The organism is Streptomyces sp. NPDC058576, assembly GCF_042718715.1.
Lineage (GTDB): Bacteria > Actinomycetota > Actinomycetes > Streptomycetales > Streptomycetaceae > Streptomyces.
In genome coordinates this window covers 71,102-96,711 of record NZ_JBHXPF010000020.1, presented here as the reverse complement: position 1 = coordinate 96,711, position 25,610 = coordinate 71,102, and the positions used below count along the sequence as shown (strand labels likewise).

Annotated in this window: 26 protein-coding genes and 2 pseudogenes; 15 read left to right on the top strand and 13 right to left on the bottom strand. The window is 71.2% G+C overall.

Annotated elements, in window-relative coordinates; translation table 11 throughout:
* Positions 1-13: 13 nt before the first annotated feature.
* A complete protein-coding gene (locus ACFWRV_RS16760) occupies positions 14-310 on the bottom strand; it encodes a hypothetical protein (protein WP_384334754.1) in 297 nt (98 codons plus the stop codon).
* A 107-nt stretch (positions 311-417) separates the two neighbouring features.
* Here ACFWRV_RS16760 and ACFWRV_RS16755 point away from each other — a divergent pair, with 107 nt between their 5' ends.
* The 3 genes from ACFWRV_RS16755 to ACFWRV_RS16745 all read left to right on the top strand — a co-directional run bounded on the left by ACFWRV_RS16755 (position 418) and on the right by ACFWRV_RS16745 (position 2,947).
* Positions 418-867: a hypothetical protein gene (locus tag ACFWRV_RS16755; RefSeq protein ID WP_384334751.1), complete on the top strand. Its 450-nt coding sequence runs from the start codon at positions 418-420 to the stop codon at positions 865-867.
* 236 nt (positions 868-1,103) lie between these two features.
* Positions 1,104-2,372: an Ig-like domain-containing protein gene (locus ACFWRV_RS16750; RefSeq protein WP_384334748.1), complete on the top strand. Its 1,269-nt coding sequence runs from the start codon at positions 1,104-1,106 to the stop codon at positions 2,370-2,372.
* A gap of 215 nt (positions 2,373-2,587) precedes the next feature.
* A complete protein-coding gene (locus ACFWRV_RS16745; RefSeq protein WP_384334745.1) occupies positions 2,588-2,947 on the top strand; it encodes a DUF1330 domain-containing protein in 360 nt (119 codons plus the stop codon).
* 97 nt (positions 2,948-3,044) lie between these two features.
* On the opposite strand, the gene ACFWRV_RS16740 is transcribed toward ACFWRV_RS16745, so the two are convergent.
* Positions 3,045-3,494, bottom strand: coding sequence for an RDD family protein (locus ACFWRV_RS16740; protein ID WP_384334742.1), 450 nt, complete (start codon positions 3,492-3,494; stop codon positions 3,045-3,047).
* A gap of 810 nt (positions 3,495-4,304) precedes the next feature.
* On the opposite strand from ACFWRV_RS16740, the gene gdhA reads away from it, so the two are divergent.
* The 3 genes from gdhA to ACFWRV_RS16725 all read left to right on the top strand — a co-directional run bounded on the left by gdhA (position 4,305) and on the right by ACFWRV_RS16725 (position 6,952).
* Positions 4,305-5,693: an NADP-specific glutamate dehydrogenase gene (gdhA, locus tag ACFWRV_RS16735; RefSeq protein ID WP_384334739.1), complete on the top strand. Its 1,389-nt coding sequence runs from the start codon at positions 4,305-4,307 to the stop codon at positions 5,691-5,693.
* A gap of 164 nt (positions 5,694-5,857) precedes the next feature.
* A complete protein-coding gene (locus tag ACFWRV_RS16730; protein WP_384334736.1) occupies positions 5,858-6,505 on the top strand; it encodes a hypothetical protein in 648 nt (215 codons plus the stop codon).
* A 9-nt stretch (positions 6,506-6,514) separates the two neighbouring features.
* Positions 6,515-6,952 carry a helix-turn-helix domain-containing protein gene (locus tag ACFWRV_RS16725; protein WP_384334733.1) on the top strand — a complete coding sequence of 146 codons (438 nt, stop codon included), beginning with the start codon at positions 6,515-6,517 and terminating at the stop codon, positions 6,950-6,952.
* Positions 6,953-7,066: 114 nt separating this feature from the next.
* Here ACFWRV_RS16725 and msrA read toward each other — a convergent pair whose 3' ends face one another.
* The gene (gene msrA, locus ACFWRV_RS16720) at positions 7,067-7,732 is read right to left on the bottom strand and encodes a peptide-methionine (S)-S-oxide reductase MsrA (RefSeq protein WP_384334730.1); all 666 of its coding nucleotides are present in this window, start codon (positions 7,730-7,732) and stop codon (positions 7,067-7,069) included.
* Between the two features lie 85 nt (positions 7,733-7,817).
* Entirely contained in the window at positions 7,818-8,921 is a 1,104-nt protein-coding gene (locus ACFWRV_RS16715; RefSeq protein ID WP_384334727.1) for a hypothetical protein, read from the bottom strand.
* Positions 8,922-8,988: 67 nt separating this feature from the next.
* Between ACFWRV_RS16715 and ACFWRV_RS16710 the strand changes: the two genes are divergently transcribed.
* A complete protein-coding gene (locus ACFWRV_RS16710; RefSeq protein ID WP_384334724.1) occupies positions 8,989-10,134 on the top strand; it encodes a cystathionine gamma-synthase in 1,146 nt (381 codons plus the stop codon).
* Positions 10,135-10,170: 36 nt separating this feature from the next.
* On the opposite strand, the gene ACFWRV_RS16705 is transcribed toward ACFWRV_RS16710, so the two are convergent.
* The 3 genes from ACFWRV_RS16705 to ACFWRV_RS16695 all read right to left on the bottom strand — a co-directional run bounded on the left by ACFWRV_RS16705 (position 10,171) and on the right by ACFWRV_RS16695 (position 11,504).
* The gene (locus tag ACFWRV_RS16705; RefSeq protein ID WP_384334721.1) at positions 10,171-10,428 is read right to left on the bottom strand and encodes a hypothetical protein; all 258 of its coding nucleotides are present in this window, start codon (positions 10,426-10,428) and stop codon (positions 10,171-10,173) included.
* Positions 10,425-10,901: a sigma factor-like helix-turn-helix DNA-binding protein gene (locus ACFWRV_RS16700; protein ID WP_384334718.1), complete on the bottom strand. Its 477-nt coding sequence runs from the start codon at positions 10,899-10,901 to the stop codon at positions 10,425-10,427. The genes ACFWRV_RS16705 and ACFWRV_RS16700 overlap by 4 nt, the downstream gene beginning before the upstream one ends.
* Before the next feature lie 72 nt (positions 10,902-10,973).
* A complete protein-coding gene (locus tag ACFWRV_RS16695; protein WP_384334715.1) occupies positions 10,974-11,504 on the bottom strand; it encodes a MarR family winged helix-turn-helix transcriptional regulator in 531 nt (176 codons plus the stop codon).
* Positions 11,505-11,661: 157 nt separating this feature from the next.
* Between ACFWRV_RS16695 and ilvA the strand changes: the two genes are divergently transcribed.
* The 3 genes from ilvA (at position 11,662) to ACFWRV_RS16680 (ending at position 14,861) form a co-directional block, all read left to right on the top strand.
* Positions 11,662-12,891: a threonine ammonia-lyase gene (gene ilvA, locus ACFWRV_RS16690; protein WP_384334713.1), complete on the top strand. Its 1,230-nt coding sequence runs from the start codon at positions 11,662-11,664 to the stop codon at positions 12,889-12,891.
* A 135-nt stretch (positions 12,892-13,026) separates the two neighbouring features.
* The gene (locus tag ACFWRV_RS16685) at positions 13,027-14,001 is read left to right on the top strand and encodes an ATP-binding cassette domain-containing protein (RefSeq protein WP_384334710.1); all 975 of its coding nucleotides are present in this window, start codon (positions 13,027-13,029) and stop codon (positions 13,999-14,001) included.
* A complete protein-coding gene (locus ACFWRV_RS16680; protein ID WP_384334707.1) occupies positions 13,998-14,861 on the top strand; it encodes an ABC transporter permease in 864 nt (287 codons plus the stop codon). The genes ACFWRV_RS16685 and ACFWRV_RS16680 overlap by 4 nt, the downstream gene beginning before the upstream one ends.
* An 86-nt stretch (positions 14,862-14,947) precedes the next feature.
* Here ACFWRV_RS16680 and greA read toward each other — a convergent pair whose 3' ends face one another.
* Together greA and ACFWRV_RS16670 are read right to left on the bottom strand one after the other, a co-directional pair.
* Positions 14,948-15,445, bottom strand: a complete 498-nt coding sequence (greA, locus tag ACFWRV_RS16675) for a transcription elongation factor GreA (RefSeq protein ID WP_384334705.1) — start codon at positions 15,443-15,445, stop codon at positions 14,948-14,950.
* A 194-nt stretch (positions 15,446-15,639) separates the two neighbouring features.
* A complete protein-coding gene (locus tag ACFWRV_RS16670; RefSeq protein WP_384334702.1) occupies positions 15,640-16,056 on the bottom strand; it encodes a DUF4307 domain-containing protein in 417 nt (138 codons plus the stop codon).
* A gap of 181 nt (positions 16,057-16,237) precedes the next feature.
* Here ACFWRV_RS16670 and mca point away from each other — a divergent pair, with 181 nt between their 5' ends.
* Both mca and ACFWRV_RS16660 read left to right on the top strand, forming a co-directional pair.
* Positions 16,238-17,119 carry a mycothiol conjugate amidase Mca gene (gene mca / locus ACFWRV_RS16665; protein WP_384334699.1) on the top strand — a complete coding sequence of 294 codons (882 nt, stop codon included), beginning with the start codon at positions 16,238-16,240 and terminating at the stop codon, positions 17,117-17,119.
* 1 nt (position 17,120) lies between these two features.
* A complete protein-coding gene (locus tag ACFWRV_RS16660; RefSeq protein WP_384334696.1) occupies positions 17,121-17,360 on the top strand; it encodes a hypothetical protein in 240 nt (79 codons plus the stop codon).
* A gap of 355 nt (positions 17,361-17,715) precedes the next feature.
* Here the strand turns inward: ACFWRV_RS16660 and ACFWRV_RS16655 are convergent, their stop codons facing one another.
* Positions 17,716-20,937, bottom strand: a complete 3,222-nt coding sequence (locus ACFWRV_RS16655) for a tetratricopeptide repeat protein (protein ID WP_384334693.1) — start codon at positions 20,935-20,937, stop codon at positions 17,716-17,718.
* Between the two features lie 366 nt (positions 20,938-21,303).
* Between ACFWRV_RS16655 and ACFWRV_RS16650 the strand changes: the two genes are divergently transcribed.
* From ACFWRV_RS16650 to ACFWRV_RS16640, 3 genes and pseudogenes are all read left to right on the top strand, one after another.
* Positions 21,304-21,801, top strand: a complete 498-nt coding sequence (locus tag ACFWRV_RS16650) for a hypothetical protein (RefSeq protein WP_384334690.1) — start codon at positions 21,304-21,306, stop codon at positions 21,799-21,801.
* Positions 21,802-22,317: 516 nt separating this feature from the next.
* Complete coding sequence (locus ACFWRV_RS16645) at positions 22,318-22,551, top strand: hypothetical protein (protein ID WP_384334687.1); 234 nt, start codon at positions 22,318-22,320, stop codon at positions 22,549-22,551.
* A gap of 95 nt (positions 22,552-22,646) precedes the next feature.
* Positions 22,647-22,799: pseudogene (locus tag ACFWRV_RS16640) on the top strand (DUF255 domain-containing protein); the annotation flags it as partial.
* 904 nt (positions 22,800-23,703) lie between these two features.
* Here the strand turns inward: ACFWRV_RS16640 and ACFWRV_RS16635 are convergent.
* The 3 genes and pseudogenes from ACFWRV_RS16635 to ACFWRV_RS16625 all read right to left on the bottom strand — a co-directional run.
* Positions 23,704-24,264 (bottom strand): annotated as a pseudogene (locus ACFWRV_RS16635) (winged helix-turn-helix domain-containing protein); the annotation flags it as partial.
* Between the two features lie 101 nt (positions 24,265-24,365).
* Entirely contained in the window at positions 24,366-24,863 is a 498-nt protein-coding gene (locus ACFWRV_RS16630; protein ID WP_384334685.1) for a hypothetical protein, read from the bottom strand.
* Positions 24,863-25,417: a hypothetical protein gene (locus ACFWRV_RS16625; protein WP_384334682.1), complete on the bottom strand. Its 555-nt coding sequence runs from the start codon at positions 25,415-25,417 to the stop codon at positions 24,863-24,865. Before ACFWRV_RS16625 ends, ACFWRV_RS16630 begins: the two co-directional genes overlap by 1 nt.
* Positions 25,418-25,610 lie beyond the last annotated feature (193 nt).

The following is a 25,610-nucleotide window of genomic DNA, read 5'->3' as shown; positions in this document are numbered from 1 at the left end:
GGTGCGTACCGGGTCAGTGGGCCGCGCGCTCCCCGGAGCGGCGTACCGAGTACGTGACGAAGCCCGCGCCGATGCCCAACAGGGCGGTACCGCCGATGAGATAGGGGGCGGTGTCCAGGCCCGGCCCGGTGTCGGCGAGGCGCGCCCCGGAGGCGTCGTCGCCCGTTCCGGCGGCCCGGTCGGATGTGGCGGCCGGTGCGCCCTGCGCGGCGTTCTCACCGGTCGCGTTGGCCGACGGGACGAACCAGAGAGCGGCCAGCAGCGTGCCTGCGGCGGTGGCGGTCAGCAGTGTGCGACGAGCGACGGACACAGATTCGATCCCCTTGCGACAACCATGAGTTAGCCCCGTGGGCCGATGCTAAGCAAAGCAGCGGGTCGGTGGAAAGTCGTGGCCTCGCCTGGCCGTACGCTCCGGCCATGAGCACAGATGAGACATCCAGGTTTGTTCGACTTCGCGTGGAGATGGTGTTGGAGGTCACCGACCTCGACGCTCTGACCGGCACCGCCCTCGAATCCATCGCCGCCGAATACGGGGATCCCGTCGCGGCCGTCGCCGGGAGCGACACCGCCGAGGAGCGGATGCATGCCGAGGCCACGGTCCGGGCAGACGGTGCAGAGGCCCTCGCGTCGCTGGTCGACCCCTTCGACCTGGTCAGCGAGGTGCCCGGGGTCGAGCTGGCCCAGGCCTCCTGGAGCAGCGAGAGCATCGAGTACGACCCCGACGCGGAGGACTGGGACGACGCGGACGACGGCGAGGAGGGCCTCTTCCTGCCGACGGACGGGGACGACGAGGAGGGGTACGGCGACACGGTCGCGCACAATGGGAAGAACGACGGCGAGGACGGTGAGCCCGCGCAGCGGGTGTGACGTGTGAGAACACCGGCCCCGGCCCCGCTCACCTGCGGACCGGGGCCGCGCCGTGCGGCGACGGAAACCGGGACCCGGACACGGGAACCACGGCCGCCGGGGCGGCGTCGATGAGTGGTGTTCCCCACATCTGTCGTGGATGCGGAACGGAGCACCCTTTCCGGGTGTTCTTGGAACATTGACGGGGAATGGCCGCCTGGCGGTCCCGTCCGGGGATTTTGGGGAAATCGGCAACGATGGAGAAGCGTGTGATGACGGACAGCAAGCGGCGCAAGGGCCTCGTGGCCGTGTCCGCACTGCTCGGCGGCGTGCTGGTGCTTTCGGCCTGTACCGACGACGGCGACAAGGGCGGAAAGACGAGCGCCGGGAGTTCGGAGTCGTCGCAGCAGGAGGTCGACAAGGCGGCAGCCGCCGACGCCTCCGAGGCGCAGATAGCGATCAAGCCGAAGAACGGTGCGACCAACGCCAGCATCAACAACGCGGCCCAGGTCACCGTCGCCAAGGGCAAGCTGACCAAGGTCGTCATGACCACGGCGGACGGCACCCCGGTCGAGGGCACCCTGGCGGCCGACGGGTCCAGCTGGAAGCCCGCGGGCCAGCTGGAGCGGTCCACCACGTACAAGATCGACGCCACCGCGGCCGACTCGAAGGGCCGCGAGGCCCACGAGAACAGTTCCTTCACCACCGTCTCGCCCGACAACAGCTTCATCGGGAACTTCACCCCCGAGGACGGCTCCACGGTCGGCGTCGGGATGCCCGTCTCGATCAACTTCAACAAGGCGATCACGGACAAGAAGGCCGTCCAGGACGGCATCACCGTGACCTCCAGCAGCGGCCAGGAGGTCGTCGGCCACTGGTTCAACGCCCAGCGCCTGGACCTGCGCCCGCAGGACTACTGGAAGGGCGGCTCCACCGTCACCCTGAAGCTGGCGCTCGACGGCGTCGAGGGTGCGGACGGCGTCTTCGGCGTCCAGCAGAAGACGGTGACCTTCAAGGTCGGCCGCAACCAGGTCTCCACCGTCGACGCGAAGACCAAGCAGATGACGATCACCCGCGACGGCAAGACGATCAAGACGATCCCGATCTCCGCGGGCTCCCCCGACAACCCCACGTACAACGGTCAGATGGTGATCTCCGAGAAGCACAAGGAGACCCGGATGAACGGCGCCACCGTCGGCTTCACCGATGACGACGGCAAGGGCGAGTACGACATCAAGGACGTGCCGCACGCCATGCGCCTGTCCACGTCGGGCACCTTCATCCACGGCAACTACTGGGGCAAGGGCATCTTCGGCACCGCCAACACCAGCCACGGCTGTGTGGGCCTCGCCGACGTGAAGGGCGCGAACGACCCCAACGCACCCGGCGCCTGGTTCTACGACAACTCGATGGTCGGCGACGTGGTCATCGTCAAGAACTCCCCGGACAAGACGATCACCCCGGACAACGGCCTCAACGGCTGGAACATGAGCTGGGCCGAGTGGACGGCCGGCTCCCAGGCCTGATCCACCCGCCCGTCCTCCCCTCGCACCACCCCCGTCCCCGCCCGAAGGCGGCGGTCCCGGAACACTCCGGGACCGCCGCCTTCGGCGTGTCCGGGTACCTCCGGGGCCGGGGCCCCCCGCGGCCATGACTCCGGAGGTAATCGACGCCCTCCGCCCCGCCCGGCAGCATCGGGAGTGTCACGAAGAGCACCCGACCCCTGACGGAGGACCGGACCATGACCGCGTACGCCATCGCCCACCTGCGCACCACCGACGCCCCCGCCGAGGACGAGGTGCTGAGCTACATCGAGCGCGTCCAGGGCACCATGAAGCCCTACGGAGGCCGCTTCCTCGTCCATGGCGCCGAGGTGGAGGTGGTGGAGGGGACCTGGCCGGGCACGCTGGTCATGATCGGCTTTCCCGGAGTGGAGCAGGCCCACGCCTGGTACGCGTCCCCCGCCTACCAGGAGATCCTGCCGCTGCGCACCCGGCACCTCGACGGTGACGTGATCATCGTTCCCGGTGTCGGTCCCGAGTACGACGCGTCGGCCACGGCGGCGGCGATGCGGGCGGCGCGGGACCGGGCGGCCGGGTAAAGGGGACGTACTCCTCCCGGACGCGTTCCGGACGGCTGCGGCCGGGCCGGCACCGCCGAACCACCGGAACCCGGGGCGCGGAACGCCCCGGACGGGCTCAGTCCGTGCGCTCCTGCACCGCCGCCCGGTAGGACCGCAGGTCGCTGTGGCGGACCTGGCGTACCCCCGCGACGTCCTCGTACGGCTCGGCGGGGCGGCCCGGGGGTCTTTCCGGGCCGCTCGGGGCCGCCGGGCGGCGAAGCCGGCGCCAGGGCTGGCGCGGCAGCCAGAGGAGCCCGTACAGCCAGCGCAGCACCAGCAGGCGGAATCCCGGCCGGCCCGCGTCCGGCAGCCGGATCACCCGGACGCCCATGATCAGCTTTCCGGCGCTCGCCCGGAAGGCCAGCGTCAGCAGCACCTGGTTGGCGAACGACAGCGCGATCAGCTGGACGACCAGCAGGGCGATCGCGCGCCACGTCCCGCCCGCGTGCAGGCAGGACCGCACCAGCAGTCCGACGGCCAGCAGGCACAGATAGGCGTCGAGCCCGACCGCCAGATAGCGCCGCATGTCGCCCGTGCCTTTGGGGACGCGCGGCTGCGCCCGGGGGCCCGGGGCGTGATACGCCGAGGGGCGGGTGTACGCCGGCCAGGCCGCTCGCGGAACCGCGTGCGCGTACGGCGGCGGCGGTGCCGCGGGCGGGTCCGGACGGGACCGGGCAGGGTTGGTCCCGGCCCGGCGCACTCCGTACAGCGCCCGTAATTCGTCGGGAGGTTGCCCTCTCCGACGCCCCCGCGGCTTCGTCATGGGGGCATCATGACTGATCGTCAGGCGGGGTGTCCCTGTTCCTGGCGGGTAACTCCGTAGCCCCGGCCCTGTTGTTACGGGCCCTTACGGCTGCCCGCCGCCGGCTGTACGGGCGCTTCCTTTCCGGTCCGGCTCATGACCCCGGATCCGACGGCCCGCGTCCGCGCGGCTTCACGGCCATGGTCTTCCGCGGGCTCCGGACGCTGCGCGACCCGGACGCAGTCCATCCGGCGTGTGACCTTCGCCACTCACGGGAGCGGGGCCGGGCCCGGATCCGAGCCGTGCGGGTCGGCCGGAACGGCGGATCGGAGGCCGTTGGAGGGCCCGGCGCGGCCGTCCGGACGCTGATCAAAGCGGCTGATCATGGTCAATATGTGGATGGTCCTCGAAGATCATCGGGCCGCACTGGAGAATCGGCCGCACGACGGTCCTGAGCATCGCCCGGCCGGGCGACGGCCGCGCGGTCCTCCCGAAGGGGAGTCCGCGGGGCTCCGGCGGGGGAGGCGGACCGGTGGCGCTCTCCGGGACGGGGGCGCCCACGCGCACGAGCCGACCACGGAAGGTCTTGATCAGATGCCGGTCATCCCCGACTCGCCCGACTCCGCCCGCACGCAGGATGCCGCGGCCCGTGTCATCGAGCCGCTCTACGCCGAGATCCTCCGGCGCAACCAGGGCGAGCAGGAGTTCCACCAGGCGGTCCGCGAGGTCCTGGAGACGCTTGGTCCCGTGCTCACGCAGCGCCCCGAGTTCGTGGACGCCCGCATCATCGAGCGCATATGCGAACCCGAGCGCCAGCTGATCTTCCGGGTGCCGTGGTCGGACGACTCCGGCGACATCCACGTCAACCGTGGTTTCCGGGTGGAGTTCTCCAGCTCGCTCGGCCCCTACAAGGGCGGGCTGCGCTTCCACCCCTCGGTCAACCTCGGCATCGTGAAGTTCCTCGGCTTCGAGCAGATCTTCAAGAACGCCCTCACCGGCATGCCCATCGGCGGCGGCAAGGGCGGCGCGGACTTCGACCCCAAGGGCCGGTCCGACGCCGAGATCATGCGGTTCTGCCAGTCGTTCATGACCGAACTCCACCGCCACCTGGGGGAGTACACCGACGTCCCGGCCGGCGACATCGGCGTGGGCGGCCGTGAGATCGGCTACCTCTTCGGCCAGTACAAGCGGATCACCAACCGTTACGAGTCCGGCGTCCTCACCGGCAAGGGCCTCGGCTGGGGCGGCGCACAGGCCCGTACGGAGGCCACCGGCTACGGCACGGTCCTGTTCACCGCCGAGATGCTGCGCAGCCGGGGCGAGTCGCTGGAGGGCCAGACCGTCGCGGTCTCCGGGTCCGGCAACGTGGCCATCTACGCCATCGAGAAGGCCCAGCAGCTCGGCGCGACCGTCGTCACCTGCTCGGACTCCGGCGGCTACGTCGTGGACGAGAAGGGCATCGACCTCGCCCTCCTGAAGGAGATCAAGGAGGCCGGCCGGGGCCGGGTCTCCGAGTACGCCGAACGACGCGGCGCGCACGCCCGGTACGTGCCCGGTACGGGCGTGTGGTCGGTCCCCGCGGACGTCGCCCTGCCCTGCGCCACCCAGAACGAGCTGCACGAGGCCGACGCGCTCGAACTCGTGCGCAACGGGGTCAAGGCGGTCGCGGAGGGCGCCAACATGCCCACCACCCCCGAGGCGGTCCGGGTGTTCCAGGAGGCGGGCGTCGCCTTCGCGCCCGGCAAGGCGGCCAACGCGGGCGGGGTCGCGACGAGCGCCCTGGAGATGCAGCAGAACGCGTCCCGGGACTCGTGGACCTTCTCCCACACGGAGGAGCGCCTCGGCGAGATCATGCGGCACATCCACGACTCCTGCCACACGACCGCCGAGCGGTACGGGAGCCCCGGCAACTACGTGGTGGGCGCGAACATCGCGGGCTTCGAGCTGGTCGCGGACGCGATGCTGGCGCAGGGCCTGATCTGACCGCACGTCCGGTACGGGCATCGGCATCGGCACCGACCGGCATGGGCACCGGAAACCGCTACCCCGCGTGGGCGAGGCCGCGACCTGTGGTCTCCCCCGCGCGGGGGAGCGGGTCGGCTCGCGTGGAGGATTCCCCGCCGTACCTGCTCCGCGAGGCTGGCGTCATGACGCTGAAGATCCTCCACCGGCCGCCGTCCGTCGGTGACACCGAGCGGCCCGTTCCTCGCTGGGCGACGCGCCTGGCCTACGCGCTTCCGCTGCTTCTGCTCCCGTCGTGCCTGTGGCGGCTGCCCTTCGCCCTGCACTTCGAGATGGGGCAGGTGCAGGAGGGCGGAATGCCTGCCTACTGGTTGAGCATTCCGTACGTCCTCGGGCTCAGCGTGCTGACGGAAGTGATCGCGATCCTGACCATCGGGCTGGTCCGGGGCTGGGGAGAGGTGGCTCCCGCCTGGATACCGGTCATCGGCGGCAGACCCGTCCGGCCGCCGGCGGCCGTCGTCCCGGCCGTGCTCGGCGGCCTGATCCTCACCTTCCTGTTCACCGCCGTCCCCGTCGGCGGCGGTCGCCACCTCACCGTGTACGGCGTCATCGACACCGTCGGGTACAGCAGCGACGCCTGGCACGCGCTGGCGACGGTGTGCGTCACCCCGATCGCCGCTTGGGGGCCCATCACCGTCGTCCTCGCGATCGCCTACTACCGCCGCCGCACCGCCCGTTCCTCCAGCACGCCCCTATGTCACGGAACTTCGCCGACAGCAGATCCGCCCGGAGCGCAACGCCCGGCCCGTGCCGGGGCGGTGCCGCGCTCCTAGGCTGGGACGGTGAGCATCCGAGCGACGAACCAGGCCGACGTGATCCCTCTGCGCCCGCTCCCCACGGCGGCGGCCCCGGGCCTGCCCCGGGAGCCGCTCTGGCGTGACCTCGTCGGGGAGGTGCTGCGCCGCGAACGCCGGGCGCAGGGGCGGACGTTGAAGGAGGTGTCCGGGGCGGCCCGGATATCCATGGCCTACCTCTCCGAGGTGGAGCGCGGCCGCAAGGAGGCCTCCTCCGAGGTGCTGGCCGCCGCCGCCCAGGCGCTCGGCCTGAGCCTCGCGGACGTCCTGGCGCTGGCCGGGGAGCGGCTGGTCAGCCTGACGGCGGTGAGGTCCCGGGCCAGGTCGTCGGCGGCGGCCGGGGGACACCGTCCGGTACGGACGGCAGATCCGGCCCGTCCGGCCGGCCCGGCGAGCCCGATGGGCGGCGTGCTGCTGGCGGCCTGACCCGAGAGGGCGTCACGGGCGGTCGTCGACCCGGGCCGCCCGGTCCGCGCTGACCGGCCGACGCAGGGCCCCGGACGAGGGGCCCGGAGGCTCCTGCGGCCCGGCTCAGCCGGCTCAGCCCTCGGCCGGGGCCACGCCGATCGGGCAGGAGACTCCCGTACCGCCGATGCCGCAGTAGCCGCCCGGGTTCTTGTCCAGGTACTGCTGGTGGTACGCCTCCGCCGGCCAGAACGGGCGGCCCTCGGCCGGGAGGATCTCCGTGGTGATCTCCTTGTGGCCCGAGGCCGTCAGGACCTTCTGGTACGCCGCGCGGGAGGCGTCGGCGGCCGCTGCCTGGGCGGCGGAGTGGGTGTAGATCGCGGAGCGGTACTGGGTGCCCACGTCGTTGCCCTGACGGAAGCCCTGGGTCGGGTTGTGCGACTCCCAGAACAGCTTCAGCAGCTCCTCGTGACTGACGACGGCCGGGTCGAACACGACGCGTACCGCCTCCGTGTGCCCGGTCAGGCCCGAGCAGGCCTCGTCGTACGTCGGATTCTCGGTGTAGCCGCCCTGGTAGCCGACGAGCGTCGTCCAGACGCCCTCGGTCTGCCAGAACGTGCGCTCCGCGCCCCAGAAACAGCCCAGCGCGAAGTCCGCCACCTCCAGGCCCTCGGGATACGGGCCCACCAGAGGGTTGCCGAGGACGGTGTGGCGGGAGGGGACGGTGAACTCGGGGACGGGGCGGCCGCGCAGGGCCTGCTCCGGGGTGGGGAGCTCGGGGGTGCGACGGTTCAGGAACATGCGGGGGCTCCTCCGGGGGTCGGTGTTCGGTACGTACAACAAGGGAGCGGCCGCCCGGATTCCGGGCGGCCGCACGGGGAAGCGGTCAGTGCGAGAGCGTCGCAGGGCTGCCGCCGTTCGCCTCGTAGCCCGCGACCGCCAGCGCCCGGTAGACCGTGTACTGCGCGGCCGGGTCCGGGTCCGTCGTCCAGGGCAGCGCGCCCACGTGGCCGTCGATCCGGACCAGCTGGTGCATGGCTTCCGACCAGCGCTCCATGTGGACCAGGAACAGCACCAGCAGGTGGCGGACGTGGGCCAGCATCGGGTCGTCCGGACGCGCCGCGTGCACCGCGAACATCGCGCCCTCGACCGCCTTGGTCACCACTTGGCCGCGGTAGAAGCTCTGCACCAGGTTGACCTCCGGCAGGTGCTCGTACACCGCGAACAGCGGCAGCGCCGCGAGCAGCGAGCCCTGCGGGGCGCGGGCGGCGGCGGCCGTGGCGAAGGCGTCGGCGTCCGCGCGGGAGCCGTGCCACTTCTCGCAGTGGAAGTGCAGCGCCGCGATGTGCGCGCCCATGTGCGCCGGGGCCCGGTCGATGATCTTCGCCCAGAGCTGGTCGAACTGCTCGGGGGTGTACCTCAGGCCCCGGGCAACCGCCAGCTCCACGATGTACGGGACGGGGTCGCCCGGCGCGAGCAGGGCCGCCTCGCCGCAGACCGTACGCGCCTCCTCCAGGATGATCCGGAAGTCGTCGCTCCCCGCCGCCGAGGACCGCCACGCCTGCTGCACCAGGAACTCCGCGTGCACCGCCGCGCCGCCCGCGTCCTTCGGGGACTCCGCGCGCCAGGCCCGCAGCCACGAGCCGCCCTTGCCCGGCTGCTGCGCCAGCTCCAGCGAGGCCGCGCCCGCGAAGGCCTGGATCCGCTGCCAGCGCACCTCGCCCTCCTTCGGCGTCCCGGCCAGCAGCTGGGCGGCCGCCCGCCAGTCCTGGGTGCCCTGGACGACGTCGAGCACGTCCAGCAGGTCCTGGTCGGGGCCCGGCATCCGGACGTCCAGCTCCTCCTGCCGGGCGAAGCCGTACGTGTCCGGGTCGGCGGCGTCCGGCGAACCGGGGGCGACCTGGCGGATACCGCCCCGGCGGCGCATGACCCAGGGGCCGATCACCGCCGCGAGCATGCACATCGCGAGCAGGAACAACAGAATCTCCATGGCTCCATTGTCACCGGAGTGGCGAGTGGCCGGTAAGGGTCCTCTCCACGAACTACGCTCGGGCCTCATGAGCGACCAGCACAGCTTCGAAACCCTCGCCATCCACGCGGGGAACACCGCCGACCCCCTCACCGGCGCGGTGGTTCCGCCGATCTACCAGGTGTCCACGTACAAGCAGGACGGCGTGGGCGGACTGCGCGGCGGCTACGAGTACAGCCGCAGCGCCAACCCGACCCGCACGGCCCTGGAGGAGAACCTCGCGGCCCTCGAAGGCGGCCGCCGCGGTCTCGCCTTCGCCTCCGGCCTCGCCGCCGAGGACTGCCTCCTGCGTACGCTGCTGACCCCCGGCGACCACGTGGTCATCCCGAACGACGCCTACGGCGGCACGTTCCGGCTGTTCGCGAAGGTCGCCGCGCGGTGGGGCGTGGAGTTCTCGGTGGCCGACACCTCGGACGTGGCCTCCGTACGGGCCGCGATCACCCCGCGCACCAAGGCGGTCTGGGTGGAGACCCCGTCCAACCCGCTGCTCGGCATCACCGACATCGCCGCCGTCGCCCAGGTCGCGCACCAGGCCGGGGCCCGCCTCGTCGTCGACAACACCTTCGCCTCGCCCTACCTCCAGCAGCCGCTCGCGCTCGGCGCGGACGTCATCGTGCACTCCACCACCAAGTACATGGGCGGCCACAGCGACGTCGTCGGCGGCGCGCTCGTCGTCAGCGACCCGGAGCTGGCCGAGGAGCTGGCGTACCACCAGAACGCCATGGGCGCGGTCGCCGGACCGTTCGACGCCTGGCTGGTGCTGCGCGGCATCAAGACGCTCGCCGTCCGCATGGACCGGCACACCGAGAACGCCACCAAGGTCGCCGACCTGCTGACCCGGCACCCCAAGGTCTCCCAGGTCCTCTACCCGGGCCTGCCCGAGCACCCCGGCCACGAGGTCGCCGCCAAGCAGATGAAGTCGTTCGGCGGCATGGTGTCCTTCCGCGTCGCGGCCGGCGAGGAGGCGGCGGTCGAGGTCTGCAACCGGGCGAAGCTCTTCACGCTCGGCGAGTCCCTCGGCGGCGTGGAGTCGCTGATCGAGCACCCGGGCCGGATGACGCACGCCTCCGTCGCGGGCTCCCTGCTGGAGGTCCCGGCCGACCTGGTCCGGATCTCCGTCGGCATCGAGAACGGCGACGACCTGCTCGCCGACCTCACCCAGGCGCTGGGCTGATTCCCCGGGCCGGGGCCCCTCACGGGTGGCCCCGGCTCACCAGCCCTCCAGGGGCGGGGTGACCTGGGCGGGCTCGGTCGTCCACGGCTGCTCGACGCCGACCCAGACGAGGAACGCCGCGAGCGCCACGGCGAGCAGCCAGCCCGCCGTCCGGTGCGCCGCCCGGCGCAGCCGTAGCCGGCGTCCGCCGCGCCGGACCGCCCCCGCGGCCAGGTCCGGCGGCAGGGCCGGGTGCGGCCCGTCCAGCATCCGCCGGACCTGCTCCTCGCGCGGATCCCGGCGGCCGGCGCTCACGGCGCCACCCCGGCCGTCCCGGGCCGCCGCCCGCCCGCGCGCAGCGTCGCCACCGCCCGGGCACAGACCGCGCGGACCCGGTCGGCCGGCAGCCCGAGCAGCGCCGCCGTCTGGCCCTCGCCGACCTCCTCGTACATCCGCAGGACCAGAACAAGCCGCTCGATCGGGGTCAGCCGGTCCAGCAGACCGCCGCGCGGCCGCTGGTGGCGCCGGGCCTCCCGGGCGAAGCGGAGGGCCAGCTCCCGGCGGGCCCGGTCGTAGGGGTCGCCGCCGTGCAGCCGGTCCCAGTCCGCGTACGTACGGGCGAGCGCCGCGCGCAGCAGCGCCTCGGCCCGCCCGTAGGCGCCCGGCGGCTGCGACGGTTCGCCGGTGAGCAGCGTCGCCGTGTGCAGCAGGCGTCCGCCCGCGCCCGCCACGAAGGCCTCGAACTCCAGGGCGCGGAGCCGGTCCCGGTGGGTCGCCCGCTCTGCCATGGACCACATACGAGCCCCGCCGCACCGCTCCGGTCAAGAGCCACGACACGCCCTGACAGGCGCGGGTGGCCGTCAGTCGGTCTGCGGCGGCTGGTGCGCGGCCTGCCGGGCGGCCAGCGATCCGTTGAAACGGGTGAGCAGGGTGCAGAACGTGTCCCGTTCCTCCTGCGTCCAGCCGTCCGTCACCTGCGACATCAGCTCGCGCCGCGAGGCGCGTACCTCCTCCAGGCGGGCCTGACCGCGCGGCGACAGCTGGAGCACCACGGCCCGGCCGTCCTCCGGGTGCGAGGTGCGCTTGACCAGACCGGTGTCGACGAGCGGCGCGACCTGGCGCGTCACCGTCGAGGAGTCGATACCCATCCCGGCCGCCAGTGCCTTGACGCCCATCGGACCTTCCCGGTCGAGTCGGTTCAGCAGCAGGTACGCCGCCCGGTCCATGGAGTTGCGGACCTGGCCGACACCGCCGAGGCGGGTCTGCTCGGCACGGCGGGCGAAGACCGCCACCTGGTGCTGGAGCGAGTCCAGCAGGCGGTCGGGGCCCGGGTGTTCGGGGGCGGCGCCCCCGGAAGGAGACGCAGCAGTCGTCATGTCCTGAGGGGGCATGGCCGGGAGCTCTCTTCGTGCGGTGTCGGATGGGTGGGGGACAGAGTACGCGGCCCCGGGGCAACGTGTACCAGTGCCGCACAAACCTGCGGACACCACCGCAGGCCGCCATGAGACAAGTCTGCCGCGCCCCCCGCGAGCTGCAAGACTTGCGGACATGAGCTTCCGCGCGACCGCCCACCATCCGGCCCTGATCCTCGACGACGTCCGGGGAGCGCGGAAAATGCTGGACGGGGTGGCCCGGATGACCGCGCTGGAGGGCAGCCGCCATCTGACCGAGCTGGTCGGCGCCCCGGTCCACCTCAAGTGCGAGAACCTCCAGCGCACCGGCTCCTTCAAACTGCGCGGCGCCTACGTCCGGATCTCCGGCCTCACCCCGGTGGAGCGGGCGGCCGGGGTGGTCGCCGCCAGCGCCGGGAACCACGCCCAGGGCGTCGCGCTCGCCTCCTCCCTCCTCGGCGTACGCTCCACGGTCTTCATGCCCGTCGGGGCGCCGCTGCCGAAGGTCGCCGCGACCCGGGAGTACGGGGCCGAGGTGCGGCTGCACGGCCAGGTCGTCGACGAGACCCTCGCCGCCGCCGAGCGGTACGCGGAGGAGACCGGCGCGGTCTTCATCCACCCCTTCGACCACCCCGACATCATCGCGGGCCAGGGCACCGTCGGACTGGAGATCCTGGAGCAGTGCCCGGAGGTCCGCACGATCGTCCTCGGCATCGGCGGCGGCGGGTTCGCCGCGGGCGTCGCCGTCGCGGTGAAGGCCCTGCGCCCCGACATCCGGATCGTCGGCGTGCAGGCCGAGGGCGCCGCCTGCTACCCGCCGTCCCTCGCCGCCGGTTACCCCGTCTCGCTGGACTCCCCGGCCACGATGGCGGACGGCATCAAGGTGGGCCGCCCGGGCGACGTACCGTACCGGCTGGTCGAGGAGCTGGTCGACGAGGTCCGCACGGTCACCGAGGACGAGCTCTCCAGCGCGCTGCTGCTCTGCCTGGAGCGGGCCAAGCTGGTCGTCGAGCCCGCCGGGGCCAGCCCGGTCGCCGCGCTGCTCAGCGACCCGAAGGCGTTCCGCGGGCCGGTGGTCGCCGTGCTCTCCGGCGGCAACGTCGACCCGCTTTTGATGCAGCGCATCCTGCGGCACGGGATGTCCGCGGCCGGCCGCTACCTCAGCCTGCGGCTGCGGCTCACCGACCGGCCGGGGGCGCTGGCCGCCCTGCTCGCCACGCTGACCGTGGCCGACGCCAACGTCCTCGACATCAGCCATGTGCGCACCGACCCGCGCCTCGGACTGACCGAGGCGGAGGTCGACCTGCACCTGGAGACGAAGGGCCCGCAGCACTGCGCGGAGGTCGAGGAGGCGTTGCGCGCGGCGGGCTACCGAGTGATCGGCTGACCCTCCACTTCACGCCGACTGGCCGGATCTTGCCATTCAGCGCGCGCCGACGCCCCGAAAATCCTAGGATCGCCGAATAAGCCGAGTGCGCCGCGTACGGGCGCAGTCGTCCACAAGTGACGGGGGAGTCCCTCCATGCCAGGTGCGATCCATGCCGAGGGTCTGGTGAAGACCTTCGGCGACGTACGAGCCCTGGACGGCGTCGATCTCGACGTCCCCGAGGGCACCGTCCTCGGACTGCTCGGGCCCAACGGCGCGGGCAAGACCACCGCCGTACGGGTGCTGACCACGCTGCTGCGCCCGGACAGCGGCACGGCCGTCGTGGCCGGGATCGACGTACTGAAGAAGCCCAACGAGGTACGCCGGTCGATCGGGCTCTCCGGACAGTTCGCCGCGGTCGACGAGTATCTGACCGGCCGGGAGAACCTCCAGATGGTCGGGCAGCTCTACCAGCTGAGCGCCCGGGACGCGAAGGCCCGCGCGGGCGTCCTGCTGGACCGGTTCAACCTCGGCGACGCCGCCGACCGCACCGCCAAGACGTACTCCGGCGGGATGCGCCGCCGCCTCGACCTGGCGGCGGCGCTCGTCGTGTCACCGCCCGTGATGTTCATGGACGAGCCGACGACCGGCCTCGACCCGCGCAACCGGCAGCAGCTCTGGGACGTGATCGAGGACCTGGTGGCGGGCGGCACGACCCTGCTGCTGACCACGCAGTATCTGGAGGAGGCCGACCGCCTCGCGAACGACATCTGCGTCATCGACCACGGCAAGGTCATCGCCCGCGGCACCTCCGACGAACTGAAGGCCCGGACCGGCGGCGAGCGCGTCGAGGTCGTCGTGCACCGCCCCGACGAGATCGAGCGCGCCCGCTCCGTGCTGACCGCCCTCGGCAAGGGCGAGGTCACCGTCGTCCAGCTCTCCCGCAAGCTGACCGCCCCGGTGAGCGGCGGGGCCAAGCTGCTGGCCGAGGTCATCCGGGACCTGGACGCCCAGGGGGTGGAGATCGACGACATCGCGCTGCGCAGGCCCACCCTGGACGACGTCTTCCTCTCCCTCACCGGCCACGCGGCCGAGGCGAACCAGCACGAGGACAAGGAGGACACCCAGTGAGCGCGATCGCCCAGGACGCCCCCGCACCGGCTCCCCGCCCCTCCGGGGGTGTCACGCAGTCCATGAAGGACTCACTCGTCGTCGCCAAGCGGAATCTGATCCGGATGACCCGGATCCCGGAGATGGTCATCTTCGGACTGATCCAGCCGATCATGTTCGTGGTGCTGTTCACCTACGTCTTCGGCGGCTCCATCAGCATCGGCGGCTCCACCGACCCGCAGCTGTACAAGGAGTTCCTGATGGCGGGCATCTTCGCCCAGACCGTCACCTTCGCCACCGCGGGCGCCGGCGCGGGCATCGCCGACGACATGCACAAGGGGCTCATCGACCGCTTCCGGTCGCTGCCCATGGCCCGGGGCGCGGTCCTCACCGGACGGACGCTCGCCGACCTCGTCCAGACCAGCCTCACCCTCGTCGTCCTCGCGGGGGTCGCGCTGCTCGTCGGCTGGCGCACCTACGAGAACCTCGGCAAGGTGCTCTGCGGCTTCCTGCTGCTGCTCCTGCTCGGCTACGCCTTCTCCTGGATCGGCGCGCTGATCGGCCTGTCCGTGCGCACCCCGGAGGCGGCGACCTCCGGCGGGCTGATCTGGCTGTTCCCGCTGACGTTCATCTCGAACGCCTTCGTGCCGGTCACCGGCATGCCGACGTTCCTCCAGCATGTCGCCGAGTGGAACCCCTTCAGCGCCACGGTGGCCGGGGCCCGCGAGCTGTTCGGGAACACGATGCCCGGCGTGCCGGAGTCGGTCACCGGGGCCTGGCCGATGGAGCACCCGATCATCGCCTCGATCATCTGGTCGGTGCTGATCATCCTGGTCTTCCGCACCCTCGCGGTGCGCAAGTACCGCTCGGCCACCGTCTGAGGCCACGCACCGGAGACGCGGGACGACGCGGGAGCCCCGGCCTTCAGGCCGGGGCTCCCGCGTCGTCGTGTGTCGTGGCCCGCCGGTCAGCCGGTGTAGGGCTTCGCCGCCAGGATCTTCACCGAGGCGGTCTTGCCGTTCGGCAGCTCGTAGTCCGCGACGTCGCCCGTCCGCTTGCCGCTCACGCCGAGGCCGAGCGGGGACTGCGGCGAGTACGTCTCGATCTCCGTGCTGGCGTACTCACGGGAGGCGAGCAGGAAGGTCAGCGTGTCGTCCTCGTCGCCGTCGAAGGCGATCGTGACGACCATGCCGGGCTCGACCACGCCGTCGTCGGCCGGCGCCTCGCCGACCTTCGCGTGCTCCAGGAGCTGGGTCAGCTGGCGCACCCGCAGCTCCATCTTGCCCTGCTCCTCCTTGGCCGCGTGGTACCCGCCGTTCTCCCGGAGGTCACCCTCCTCACGGGCCGCCGCGATCTTGACGGCGATATCCGTGCGCGCGGGACCAGACAGGTACTCCAGCTCGGCCTTGAGCTGGTTGTACGCCTCCTGCGTGAGCCAGGTGACGTTTTCGCTGGTCTGGGTCACAGGTGCTCCTCGTCGGTGCTGGGAAGTGCTGGTGAATACAAAGCATCGCCCTACCCAGAAGCATGTGCCTCTGCGGGTGGGCGAAACCACGAGCCTAACAATTCCGCAGGAAAAGGGGGAGAAGGTAAACCGTCACACGCCCGGACCGGCTCCTGCGGCTCGTATCGTCGCAGGTCACGAGGGGTTAGGCCGCATCAGCCCCGCGGGCCGTCGTCGGCCGTGCAGCCCATCGGCTCGACCGCGGTCGCCCTGGACCGGGTCACCACGGTCACGACCTCGTCGATCCGGTCCTCGGCGCGGTCGAACCGGACCTCCTTGCGGCCCACCTCGGAACCGTCCTCGCTGAGCGCCCGCACCACGCAGTAGCCGTGGCCCTCGCGGTCCTTGCGGACCTCCAGATGGACGTCGGCCCGGGTGTCGGAGACGACCTTGAACTTGATCATCTCGCCGCTGATGCCCTGGCCGCCCACGTAGTCGAAGCCGATCCACCCGATCACGCCGAGCAGGGCGACGCCCAGGACCGATCCGACGATCTTCAGCTTGCGGTCCGCACGCTGATCCTCGGTCCGGCCGTACCGCCCCTCGGGCGCAGCCTCGCGAACCGTCGTCATGATCGTTCCCTCCGGACCGGGCATCGCGGAATTTTCCGGCCCCTCGTTCAGTCACTATAGAAGCCGCCCGCCCGTCACCCGACCGCGCCCCACACCGGTGTCACGCGGGCCGGCGCCTCCCCGGCGGGGAGCCGGAGCGACCCATGATCGACCAGAGCGACCAATGACTGAGGATCGAGCTTTGACTGAGCAGCTGCGACTGATGGCCGTTCACGCCCACCCCGACGACGAGTCGAGCAAGGGCGCGGCCACCATGGCCAAGTACGTGTCCGAGGGGGTGGACGTGCTGGTCGTGACCTGCACGGGAGGCGAGCGCGGCTCCATCCTCAACCCGAAGCTCCAGGGCGACGCGTACATCGAGAAGAACATCCACGAGGTGCGCAAGAAGGAGATGGACGAGGCCCGGGAGATCCTGGGCGTCCAGCAGGAGTGGCTCGGCTTCGTCGACTCGGGGCTGCCCGAGGGCGACCCGCTGCCGCCGCTCCCCGAGGGCTGCTTCGCCCTGGAGGACCCCGAGGTCGCTGCGGGGCGCCTGGTGGCGAAGATCCGCGCGTTCCGGCCGCAGGTCATCACCACGTACGACGAGAACGGCGGCTACCCGCACCCCGACCACATCATGACGCACACGGTCTCGATGATCGCGTTCGACGGTGCGGCCGACGCGGAGCGCTTCCCCGAGGACGAGTTCGGCCCGGTCTGGACGCCGCGGAAGCTCTACTACAACCAGGGCTTCAACCGACCGCGCACCGTCGCCCTGCACGAGGCGCTCCTGGCCCGCGGTCTGGAGTCCCCGTACGGCGAGTGGCTGGAGCGCTGGAAGGAGTTCGAGCGTGTCGAACGCACCCTGACCACGCACATCCCCTGCGACGACTTCTTCGAGATCCGCGACAAGGCGCTCATCGCGCACGCCACGCAGATCGACCCCGAGGGCGGCTGGTTCCGGGTTCCGATGGACGTGCAGCGCGAGGTCTGGCCGACCGAGGAGTACGAGCTGGCGAAGTCTCTCGTCGATACCTCCCTCCCCGAGAGCGACCTCTTCGCGGGCATCCGCGACAATGCCTGATATGTACGCGACCCAGGCACTGACGCACCTCGTCCCGCTCGCCGCCGAAGAGCTCGACAAGAACAAGGTCACTCCCGGCGTCCTCGGCTTCCTCGTCTTCGCGGCGCTCGCCGTCGGCGTGTGGGCCCTGATGAAGTCGATGAACCGCCACATGGGCCGGGTGAACTTCGAGGAAGCCCCCGACCCGGACGCGAAGTCGGCCGAGCCCGCCGGGGACAAGGCGGCCTCGCCCGGCAAGTAGCGCGCCGGCTCCGCGCGTACGGAAACGGGAGGGGCGTCCGGCCGGTTCGCCGGACGCCTCGCTCCCGTTCTCCCCACCCCGCACGGTCATGACCGCGGGGCTCGGCGCCGCGCGGGATCACGGCCGGGGCGGCGACGCGCGTACGGTCATGGCCGGGCAGGCGACGCCCGTACGGTCACGGCCGGGCAGGCGACGCGCGTACGGTCATGGCCGGGCCGGGGACGCCCGTACGGTCACGGCCGCGCGGCTCGGCGACGCGCGGGATCACGGCCGGGGCGGCGACGCGCGTACGGTCATCGCCGGGCCGGGGACGCCCGTACGGTCACGGCCGCGCGGCTCGGCGACGCCCGTACGGTCACGGTCGGGCCGGCTCCACCGCCACGCCCATGATCTGGCCGGCGCCGCGGGTCGGGGTCAGCCCGAGCCGCCACGCCTGCCAGCCGTCCTCCAGGTCCACGCCCCGCTCCAGCGCCACCGCGAAAGCCGCCGCCGACTGCTCCAGCTTGCCGTCCCGCGCCGGGTGCCGGGCCTCGATCAGCTCGGCCAGCTCCTGCTGGGCCACCACCGTGCCCACCTCGATGCCCCCGGGCGAGGCGTACGGCAGCAGCGTGCAGCGCAGGAACCGGGCCCAGTCGCCGCCCCGCTCGTCCCCGTACGAGGCGAACAGCTCCGCCGCCTCGCCGCACAGCTCCAGCGCCTGAGGGGCCCGCCCGTTGCCCGCGTCGATCAACGCCAGCTCCACGCACGCCCACGCCTCCCCGTACGGCACCTTGATCCGCCGGAAATCGGCCCGCGCGTCCATCAGCAGCTGCCGGGCGAACCCCGAATTGCGCAGGTTGCCCGTCTGCGCGGCCCGCTGGTCCCGGGTCACCCGGCCCGAATGGTGCCGGGCGCACGCCAGCCCGTACACGTCCCGCATCCGGGAGAACATCGTGCGGGCCCGCTCCAGCTCACGCACCGCCTGATCGGTGTCCCCGTCCTCCTCCAGCGCCTGACCCAGGTAGTACAGGGTCCACGCCTCACCGCGCGCGTCCTCGTTGTCCCGGTGCCGGGCCAGCGCCTCGCGCAACTGCTCCAGGGCGGCCGCCGGATCGCCGTCCAGCAGCCGGGCCCGGGCCAGCTGGGTGATCGCCCACGCCTCACCGCGCCCGTCGCGGGTGCGCCCGTACAGCTCCAGGGCGGTGCTCAGGGCCTCCTCGGCCGGGACGACCTCGCCCGTGCGCAGCCGCACCTGGCCCAACTGGAACTGCGTCCACGCCTCGCCGTGCAGCGACTCGCCCTCCCGGTGCAGCCGCAGCGCGTCGTCCAGCAGCGCGAGCGCCCTCGGCAGGTCGCCCCGGTCCCGCTCCACGGCGGCCAGCGCGTGCAGCGACCAGGCCCGGTCCTCGGCCTGCGCCTCGGAGGACTGCAGCGCCAGCGCCTCCTCCAGCCGGGCCGCCGCCTCCGACAGATTGCCCTGGTGGTGCAGGGTGATCCCGAGCGAGCACAGCGCCAGCGCCTCGCCCGCGTCGTTCTGCGCCTCGTGGTAGAGCCCGACGACGGAGGACAGCGTGGTGCGGGCCTTGTCCAGCTCGCCGAGCTGCCGGGCCGCGATCCCCGTACGCCACTGCACCGAGCGCTCCAGCAGCCCCTGGTCCACCGCCTGCGACAGCTCGCTGATCTCACCCAGGCGGTACAGGTCGCCGCGCAGCAGGCAGTAGTCGCACAGCGCGCCCAGCAGATGCAGCACCGTGGCCTGGTCGACGCCCTCCGCGTGCCGCAGCGCGGAGGTGATGAAACTCGACTCGTCGTCCAGCCAGCGCAGCGCCGCGTCGAGCGACCCGAAACCGTGCGAGCCGAACTGCCCGGCCCGGGTCGACATCTTCCCGTCGACCATCCGGATCACCGCGTCGGCCAGCTCCGCGTAGTTCGTCAGCAGCCGCTCCTGCGCGGCCGTCCGCTCGGCCGGCTCCTCCTCGTCCAGCAGCCGGGCCAGCGCGAAGGCCCGCACCAGGTCGTGCAGCCGGTAGCGCGACCCCCGTACGCGGGTGAGCAGCCCGGCCCGGGCCAGCGCGGTCAGCAGCCGCTCCGCCTCCTGCTCGTCGGCGGAGAGCAGCGAGGCCGCCGCTGCCGCCCCCAGGCTCGCCCGGCCCGCGAGCGCGAGCCGCCGCAGCAGCCGCCGGGCCTGATCGCCCTGGTCGGTGTAGCGCAGCCACAGGGCCCGCTCCACCGGGGCCACCGGCCCGTACGCACCGAGGTCCTCCGCCAGCGTGTGCCGGCTACGGGCCCCGAGCGCGGAACCGGCCACCCGCAGCGCCAGCGGCAGCCCGCCGCACAGCTCAGCGATCGTGTCCGTCGACGGGTAGTCGTACGGCCCGGTCTCCTCCTCCTCGGCGACCTCGCGCAGCAGCTCCTCCGCGCCCGCCGCGTCCAGCGGGCCGACCGGCAGGTGGTGCACCCAGGCCGGCAGGTCATCGGGCAGCTCCAGCGGCTCCCGGGCGGTGACGATCACCAGACTGTCCGAGCGCTCCGGCACCAGGGTGCGCACCTGCCCGGCGTCCGTCGCGTCGTCCAGCACGATCGTGACCGGCGTCCCCGTGAGGTGCTGGTGGTACAGCTCGCCGAGCCGCCGCACCTGCTGCTCCGCCGACGCGCCTTCCCGGAAGAGCAGTTGCTCGCGCGGCGCGCCCAGCCGGTTCAGCAGGTGCAGCAGGGCGTCCCGGGTCGGCAGCGGGCTCTCTCCCGCCACCTGGCCGCGCAGATCGACCACACACGCGCCCCGGAACTGGTCCTTGAGCGCATGGGCCGCCCGCACCGCGAGCGCGGTCCGCCCCGAACCCGGCTCACCGTGCAGCACGACCACGGTCGGCCGGGTCCGGGTGGAGGCGCGGGCCGCGTGGACCCACTGGGCGACCTGCGCCAGCTCGGCCCGCCGACCCGTGAACGGCCCCTCGGCCTGTGGGAGATGGCCGAACGACTGCTCCAGCACCACCCGGGTGCGGGCCGCCGCGCTGCGGTCGCCGCCGCGCAACTGCTTCACCACCGGGGCGGTCTGCTTCTTCGGGGCGCGCTTGGCGGGCGTCAGCATGCGCTGCTGGTCCAGATACGGGCGGATGCCCCGCACCTCCAGTGCGGTCAGCCACTGGAGCCGCAACTGCTCGGCCCCGCCCGGCTGCCCGGCCGCCGCGGCGCGGCGGTGGGCGGCGGGCCAGTGCGAGGCGGTCACCTTCGCCACGGTCGTCGCCGTACCGGCCACCGCGACGGCCGCGCCCGCGCCGAACGCCAGGCCGGTGTTGGCCCCGAGCGCCAGGTCCGCGCCGAACGCGGCGGCCGCGGCAACCCCCGTCACCAGCAGGGGCGTTCCGAGCGTCGCTCTGCTGAAGCGCTCCGCGAGCGGACGGTCACCCGCCGCCGCCGAGTCCAGCGCCTGCGTGTACGCGGCGTACTCCTCACCCGCACTGGCGGCCATGGTGTCGAGCGCCGCCCGCGCCCGCGACATCAGCGCACCGGCATCACTCCGCCCGCCGGTACGCCGCGCCTCCTCCTCCACGGCGCGCACCAACAGCCTCTCGGCTTCCGCCCGATGGCTGTCCCGCATATGTGTCCCCCTCCGAGTGCCGCGCTCCGGACCTCGGGTTCCGGAGCGTCAGATACCAAGCGTCGGATATCAAGCGTCGGGGTCAAGTGTCCTGCGTGGCGCGCTCCGGCGCGAGGGGCGCAGGGCAAGGGCCGGCATCCGGCCGGGAGAGGCGCGGCAGGAACCCTACGTGCAACGCGCGACAGGAACAGTACCTACGACGGTGACCGGGCGGGATTCGTCGCCTCATCCCAAGGTGTCCGCGGTGTGAGATCGCGCCCGTCCGAGGCGCCCCGTGGGGGGCTCGGTGTGGTTACGGTCGCCGGACCGCGGCCGCGCGTCCCTCCGCACGACGACGGGAAATGATCAGGTGCCAGCGTTGCCAGTGTGCGCACAGTTACCCGGATCGCGGGCCCCGCCCTGCCCGGGATCTCCTTCGCGGCACGCCTGATCGCCGCGATCTGCCCCATCGCCACCCTCCTGATGCTGACGGAGCTCAACAGCATCGGCACGGCGGGAATCGCCGCCGGGATGCTGTGGACGGGCCAGGCCGTGGGCGGACCGTTCCTCGGACGCCACGCCGACCGCCGCGGCCATCGCCCGGTCATCCTGGCGGCGTCCCTTGCCAACGCCGCGGCCATCGCGCTCTTCGTCGTGTCGGCCCTGGCGTCGATGCCGCTCATCGTTCAGGCGGCGCTCGCGGCCGTCGTCGGCGTCACGGTGCCGCAGATCGGGCCGCTCTCCCGCACCCGATGGATCGTCCTGACGGAACCCACCGATGCGAAAGTTCTTCATACGCACGGGAGTCGACGCGGCGGGCGCTCTCCTTCGACACGACCGTCGACGAACTCGGCTTCATGGCCGGACCGGCGCTCGCCGGGGTGACGGTCGTCCTGATCCATCCGGCTGCCGGACTGGTCCTCGCCGGGATGGTCATGGCGGTGTTCGGCACCCTCTTCGCCCTTCATCCCACTGCGCCACCGGGGACACCCGCCCGTGCCTCCGCCCCGGTACGGCTTCTGCATCCCGCGCTGATCGCACTCTTCGCCAAGGCGCTTCTCCAGGGCATGATCCTGGGCAGCGCCAACGCGGGCTCCAGCGCTTTGTCCGCGCACCTCGGCGACACCGGAATGGGCGGCCTGGTCTGGGGCGCCATGGCGGTGACGAGCGTGCTGACCGGCCTGGCAATCACGATGCGGCCCGGCGCCCTGGACCTCACGCTCCAGCTCCGCGTCGCCATCGCCGCGCAGACCGTCCTCCTGCTCCCCCTCCTCGCCGTCGACAGCCTCATCGGCGCGACCGCCGCCGTCGTCGGCATCGGGTTCGCTGTGGCGCCGCATCTCATTGCGGTTTTCACCCTCGCGGAACACGTGGCCCCGACGGCGCGGTTGGGGGGAGGCGATGACGCTCCTCGGCAGCGGTCTCATCGCCGCCCAGGGCGCGGCCGCACTGACGGCGGGACAGCTGGCCCGGCACTCCGGATACTTCAGCGCCTTCCTGCTGACCTGCGCCTCCGGAGCCGTGGCGGTCCTGTCCGCCTTCGTCCTCGTACGGCCGGAGACCATCAGCCCGTACCGGGCCGCACACGTACCGAAGGACGAAGCGCCCGAGTTCGCCGCAGACACGTGCAGATGATCGGGACCCCGGTGGCCGTCCTGCTAGATCGGCCGCGCGCCCCTTCCCCGTGGCGCGGGGGCGTCGCGGGGACGAGGGTCGCGAGGATTGGGGGCATGGCCAACCGACTTGCGCAGACCACCTCCCCGTATTTCCTCCAGCACGCCGACGATCCCGTCGACTGGTGGCCTTGGCCGCCCGAGGCGTTCGAGGAGGCGAGGAAGCGGGATGTGCCGGTGCTACTCAGCGTGGGGTACGCCAGCTGCCACTGATGCCACTGTTAAATGTGTAGATCCAGGTAGCTGGAGAGTGCTGCGTTCGTAGCCCGAGGTCCCACCACCTGTCCGGGAGCATATGTAGGTGTCCGATCTCGGACAGCTAATTCTGGTGCCTAGGATCTTTTGGCGGAAGCGGCTCCTTAATAGGCACGTCACCGCACAGAAAGCGGAAGGCTCGCCAGCATTACGCCCTGTTTCACGGACTCATCGGCGCAGGCCACAGTCTTGACTGTATGGCCCATCGGCTCGGCTGGCGGCGCCACACCGTCGAGCGGTATGGCGTCGATATCCGGAGAGATGAGATCTTGACGGCCGTGCGTCCGTATCGACCGGTAGCCGCCGGACGGTCTCCTCGATCTCCGGAGAGGGCCGCGTCGGCCGCGGCGATAACCGCAGGCGCGCGTCGGTGCGGCGCTGCACGGTCGCGACCATGAAGAAGTGGGTGTCCCTGAGAACTCGAACAACCGCGTCCGACGCGATAGCCGGACGATCGGTAAGGGGACGGGCACGCCCGAGGAGATCAGGAAGGCGCGGGACGTCCTGAGCAACTACCGTTTCGCCCACGCATTTTCTCTGAACGCGGTGACCGGGACCGTGTGGCAGCGAGCACTCGACGTGAACCCGAACGCCGTTGTGGCCGAGCGCCGGAAGCGCCTGCCTACGATCCTGGACAAGCTGAAGCGCCATCCCACGATGAGTGTGACCACCATGCAGGACTTGGGGGCTGCCGGGTGGTCCTCGACCCCGTCGCCGAGGTGGAAGATTTGGTCAGAGTCCTGGCGGACATGCCACGGAGCAAGAACCACATCAAGAAGGTTTACGACTACTTACGTGATGAACCGGGGCCACGCGACTCTGGCTACCGGGGCGTTCACCTGGTGTACGAGTACGGAGCGAGCCGGTCCAGGAAGCGGCACATCATCTTCGCGTCGAACGACTCGGTGAAGACCATGAAGTGCATCCGGCCGCGGGTGCTGATCGCGGACATCGCGTTCACGGAGAACCGGTTCCCGGTCCGGCGGACGATGGGGGTGGAGCCTTGGGCGCGCCAGGTGCGGCTGGTGGCCTGGTCCGAGCGGATCCCGACCTGGTCACCGAGGAGAACCTCGGCGTTCTCCGCCTTCGCCCTGGCCCGGATCGCCGGCCAGGTCTCCTCGCGCCCGATGCGGACCGCTTCCGGATCCTGCTCGACAGCCCGCTTGTTCGGACGCTGGAAGGTCAGCCCCCAGCGCCTGAGGTACTTGCCCACCCCGTGCTCGGTGAACCGGGCCCCGTACAGCTTTAAGATCAGCTCGCCCATTTGCCCCCGCGTCCACAGCTGACCCGAAAGCCCCAGGTCAGAGGGGGTGTGATCAAGGATAGCCTGCCGCGCAGCGGCCTGCTCGGCCTCGCACAGGACCTGGTGCTCGCCCACACGGCGGCCTCACGGGCACGACAGCAGTGCGTCCCGGCCACCGCGCGCCACCTCACCCGCGTTCGGCGACCACGTCCCCCCACTCGATCACTCACACATCATCGACGAGCCTGAACTCAAAGCGTTTCGGATCCACACCGTTCTCAGTAGTAGATGACTGAATCGATGTAGATCTTCGGATCATCCGGCAAGGCGCCTTCGTAGGCATCTCCCATGAGTACGGACTCTCTGCCAATTTGACCTGGCGCAATTTGTTTGAATTCAAAATTGGTGGTTTGCACCCAGTCCGTTCCGTTGCCTATGCTGACAGTAACTTTAATGTTGCGATTCAAGTCAGTGCTATTGGTGGCGTTGCAGGCAACTCTGAATCCGATCGAATCGCGAGTGGCTCGCACCTCCGTGTCGCCGAGCGTCACAACCTTCGTCTTCCCCAGGTAGCTGATGACCGGCGACGGCTCCTGACTGGCTTCAGGTGTTGTCGAAGCGCTTGGGGCACTGCTCGACGTGGCAGGGACCGGGGCAGTAACCGAGGAGTCGGGAAGATGGCTCTCGCCGTTCGAGCACGCGGTGACCACAAGCGTGACTGTGACCAGTGCTGCGCCCCAGAACACGGGGCGCAGCAGCAAGTTGAGGGCTGGCACTAGTTGCAGGCTCCTACAGTAAGGTTGTTGTCGACGACCACGTTGCTGCCGACCTTCATGTATGAGTACGCCACGCCGCAGTAGCCCTTGTTCTGGTACACGGGCCCGGCGTAGGTGCTGTACGTACCGAAGTCCTGAACATCGGGCGTGGAGGTGTAGTTGTCCTTCAATCGGATACCCATGTAGTGCGCGACGCCGGTGTCGTTGAAGAGCACGGCACAGATCGGCTTGTCGTTGTAACTGTCACCCGTTGTCTTGCCGTTGGTCCAGGTATAGGCGGTGGCATAGGTGCCGTAACGGGCAGCCCGGACAGAGATGGTGTAGCCAGATCCGCACACGTTGGCCGCAGCTGCAGCTATCGCGGGTTCAGCCGCGATGACCTGCTTGGTTTCTTCCGTTGCCTTCTCGTCGACCTGAACGCCCTTAACGTCCATGGTCGCGATCGGGGTGTTGCTCTTCAACTCGGCCTGGTCGGCCGCGGAGGCGGCAGGCGCAGCCATTGTCACGGCAAGCAGGGCTGCACAGATGCCCCCCATGCGCACAACAGTCTTCACTTTCTCCCCTTAAAGTGACAGTCAGGTGATCCTGACGCACGGACAGTACCGCATCGAATGCACATGCGGACAGGTTTGTTGATCAAGCCGACGACCAGAGAGCTGGCGTTCAGTGATCTATAGGAGCATTTCCGCCATTTCTGTCTTCCAGGTCGCACAGGGTGAGAGTGACACCGACGGAGTAGTCGAGGCG

What these genes read in the sequence shown, in the direction of transcription:
- ACFWRV_RS16740 (WP_384334742.1), bottom strand. Translation starts at nt 3,494, where the DNA reads ATGCGGCGCTATCTGGCGGTCGGGCTCGACGCCTATCTGTGCCTGCTG.
- ACFWRV_RS16755 (WP_384334751.1), top strand. Translation starts at nt 418, where the DNA reads ATGAGCACAGATGAGACATCCAGGTTTGTTCGACTTCGCGTGGAGATG.
- msrA (WP_384334730.1), bottom strand. Translation starts at nt 7,732, where the DNA reads ATGTTCCTGAACCGTCGCACCCCCGAGCTCCCCACCCCGGAGCAGGCC.
- ACFWRV_RS16660 (WP_384334696.1), top strand. Translation starts at nt 17,121, where the DNA reads ATGTACGCGACCCAGGCACTGACGCACCTCGTCCCGCTCGCCGCCGAA.
- ACFWRV_RS16655 (WP_384334693.1), bottom strand. Translation starts at nt 20,937, where the DNA reads ATGCGGGACAGCCATCGGGCGGAAGCCGAGAGGCTGTTGGTGCGCGCC.
- ACFWRV_RS16645 (WP_384334687.1), top strand. Translation starts at nt 22,318, where the DNA reads ATGACGCTCCTCGGCAGCGGTCTCATCGCCGCCCAGGGCGCGGCCGCA.
- ACFWRV_RS16710 (WP_384334724.1), top strand. Translation starts at nt 8,989, where the DNA reads ATGAGCGACCAGCACAGCTTCGAAACCCTCGCCATCCACGCGGGGAAC.
- ACFWRV_RS16670 (WP_384334702.1), bottom strand. Translation starts at nt 16,056, where the DNA reads ATGACGACGGTTCGCGAGGCTGCGCCCGAGGGGCGGTACGGCCGGACC.
- ilvA (WP_384334713.1), top strand. Translation starts at nt 11,662, where the DNA reads ATGAGCTTCCGCGCGACCGCCCACCATCCGGCCCTGATCCTCGACGAC.
- ACFWRV_RS16715 (WP_384334727.1), bottom strand. Translation starts at nt 8,921, where the DNA reads ATGGAGATTCTGTTGTTCCTGCTCGCGATGTGCATGCTCGCGGCGGTG.
- ACFWRV_RS16730 (WP_384334736.1), top strand. Translation starts at nt 5,858, where the DNA reads ATGACGCTGAAGATCCTCCACCGGCCGCCGTCCGTCGGTGACACCGAG.
- ACFWRV_RS16685 (WP_384334710.1), top strand. Translation starts at nt 13,027, where the DNA reads ATGCCAGGTGCGATCCATGCCGAGGGTCTGGTGAAGACCTTCGGCGAC.
- ACFWRV_RS16695 (WP_384334715.1), bottom strand. Translation starts at nt 11,504, where the DNA reads ATGCCCCCTCAGGACATGACGACTGCTGCGTCTCCTTCCGGGGGCGCC.
- ACFWRV_RS16700 (WP_384334718.1), bottom strand. Translation starts at nt 10,901, where the DNA reads ATGGCAGAGCGGGCGACCCACCGGGACCGGCTCCGCGCCCTGGAGTTC.
- gdhA (WP_384334739.1), top strand. Translation starts at nt 4,305, where the DNA reads ATGCCGGTCATCCCCGACTCGCCCGACTCCGCCCGCACGCAGGATGCC.
- ACFWRV_RS16745 (WP_384334745.1), top strand. Translation starts at nt 2,588, where the DNA reads ATGACCGCGTACGCCATCGCCCACCTGCGCACCACCGACGCCCCCGCC.
- ACFWRV_RS16750 (WP_384334748.1), top strand. Translation starts at nt 1,104, where the DNA reads ATGGAGAAGCGTGTGATGACGGACAGCAAGCGGCGCAAGGGCCTCGTG.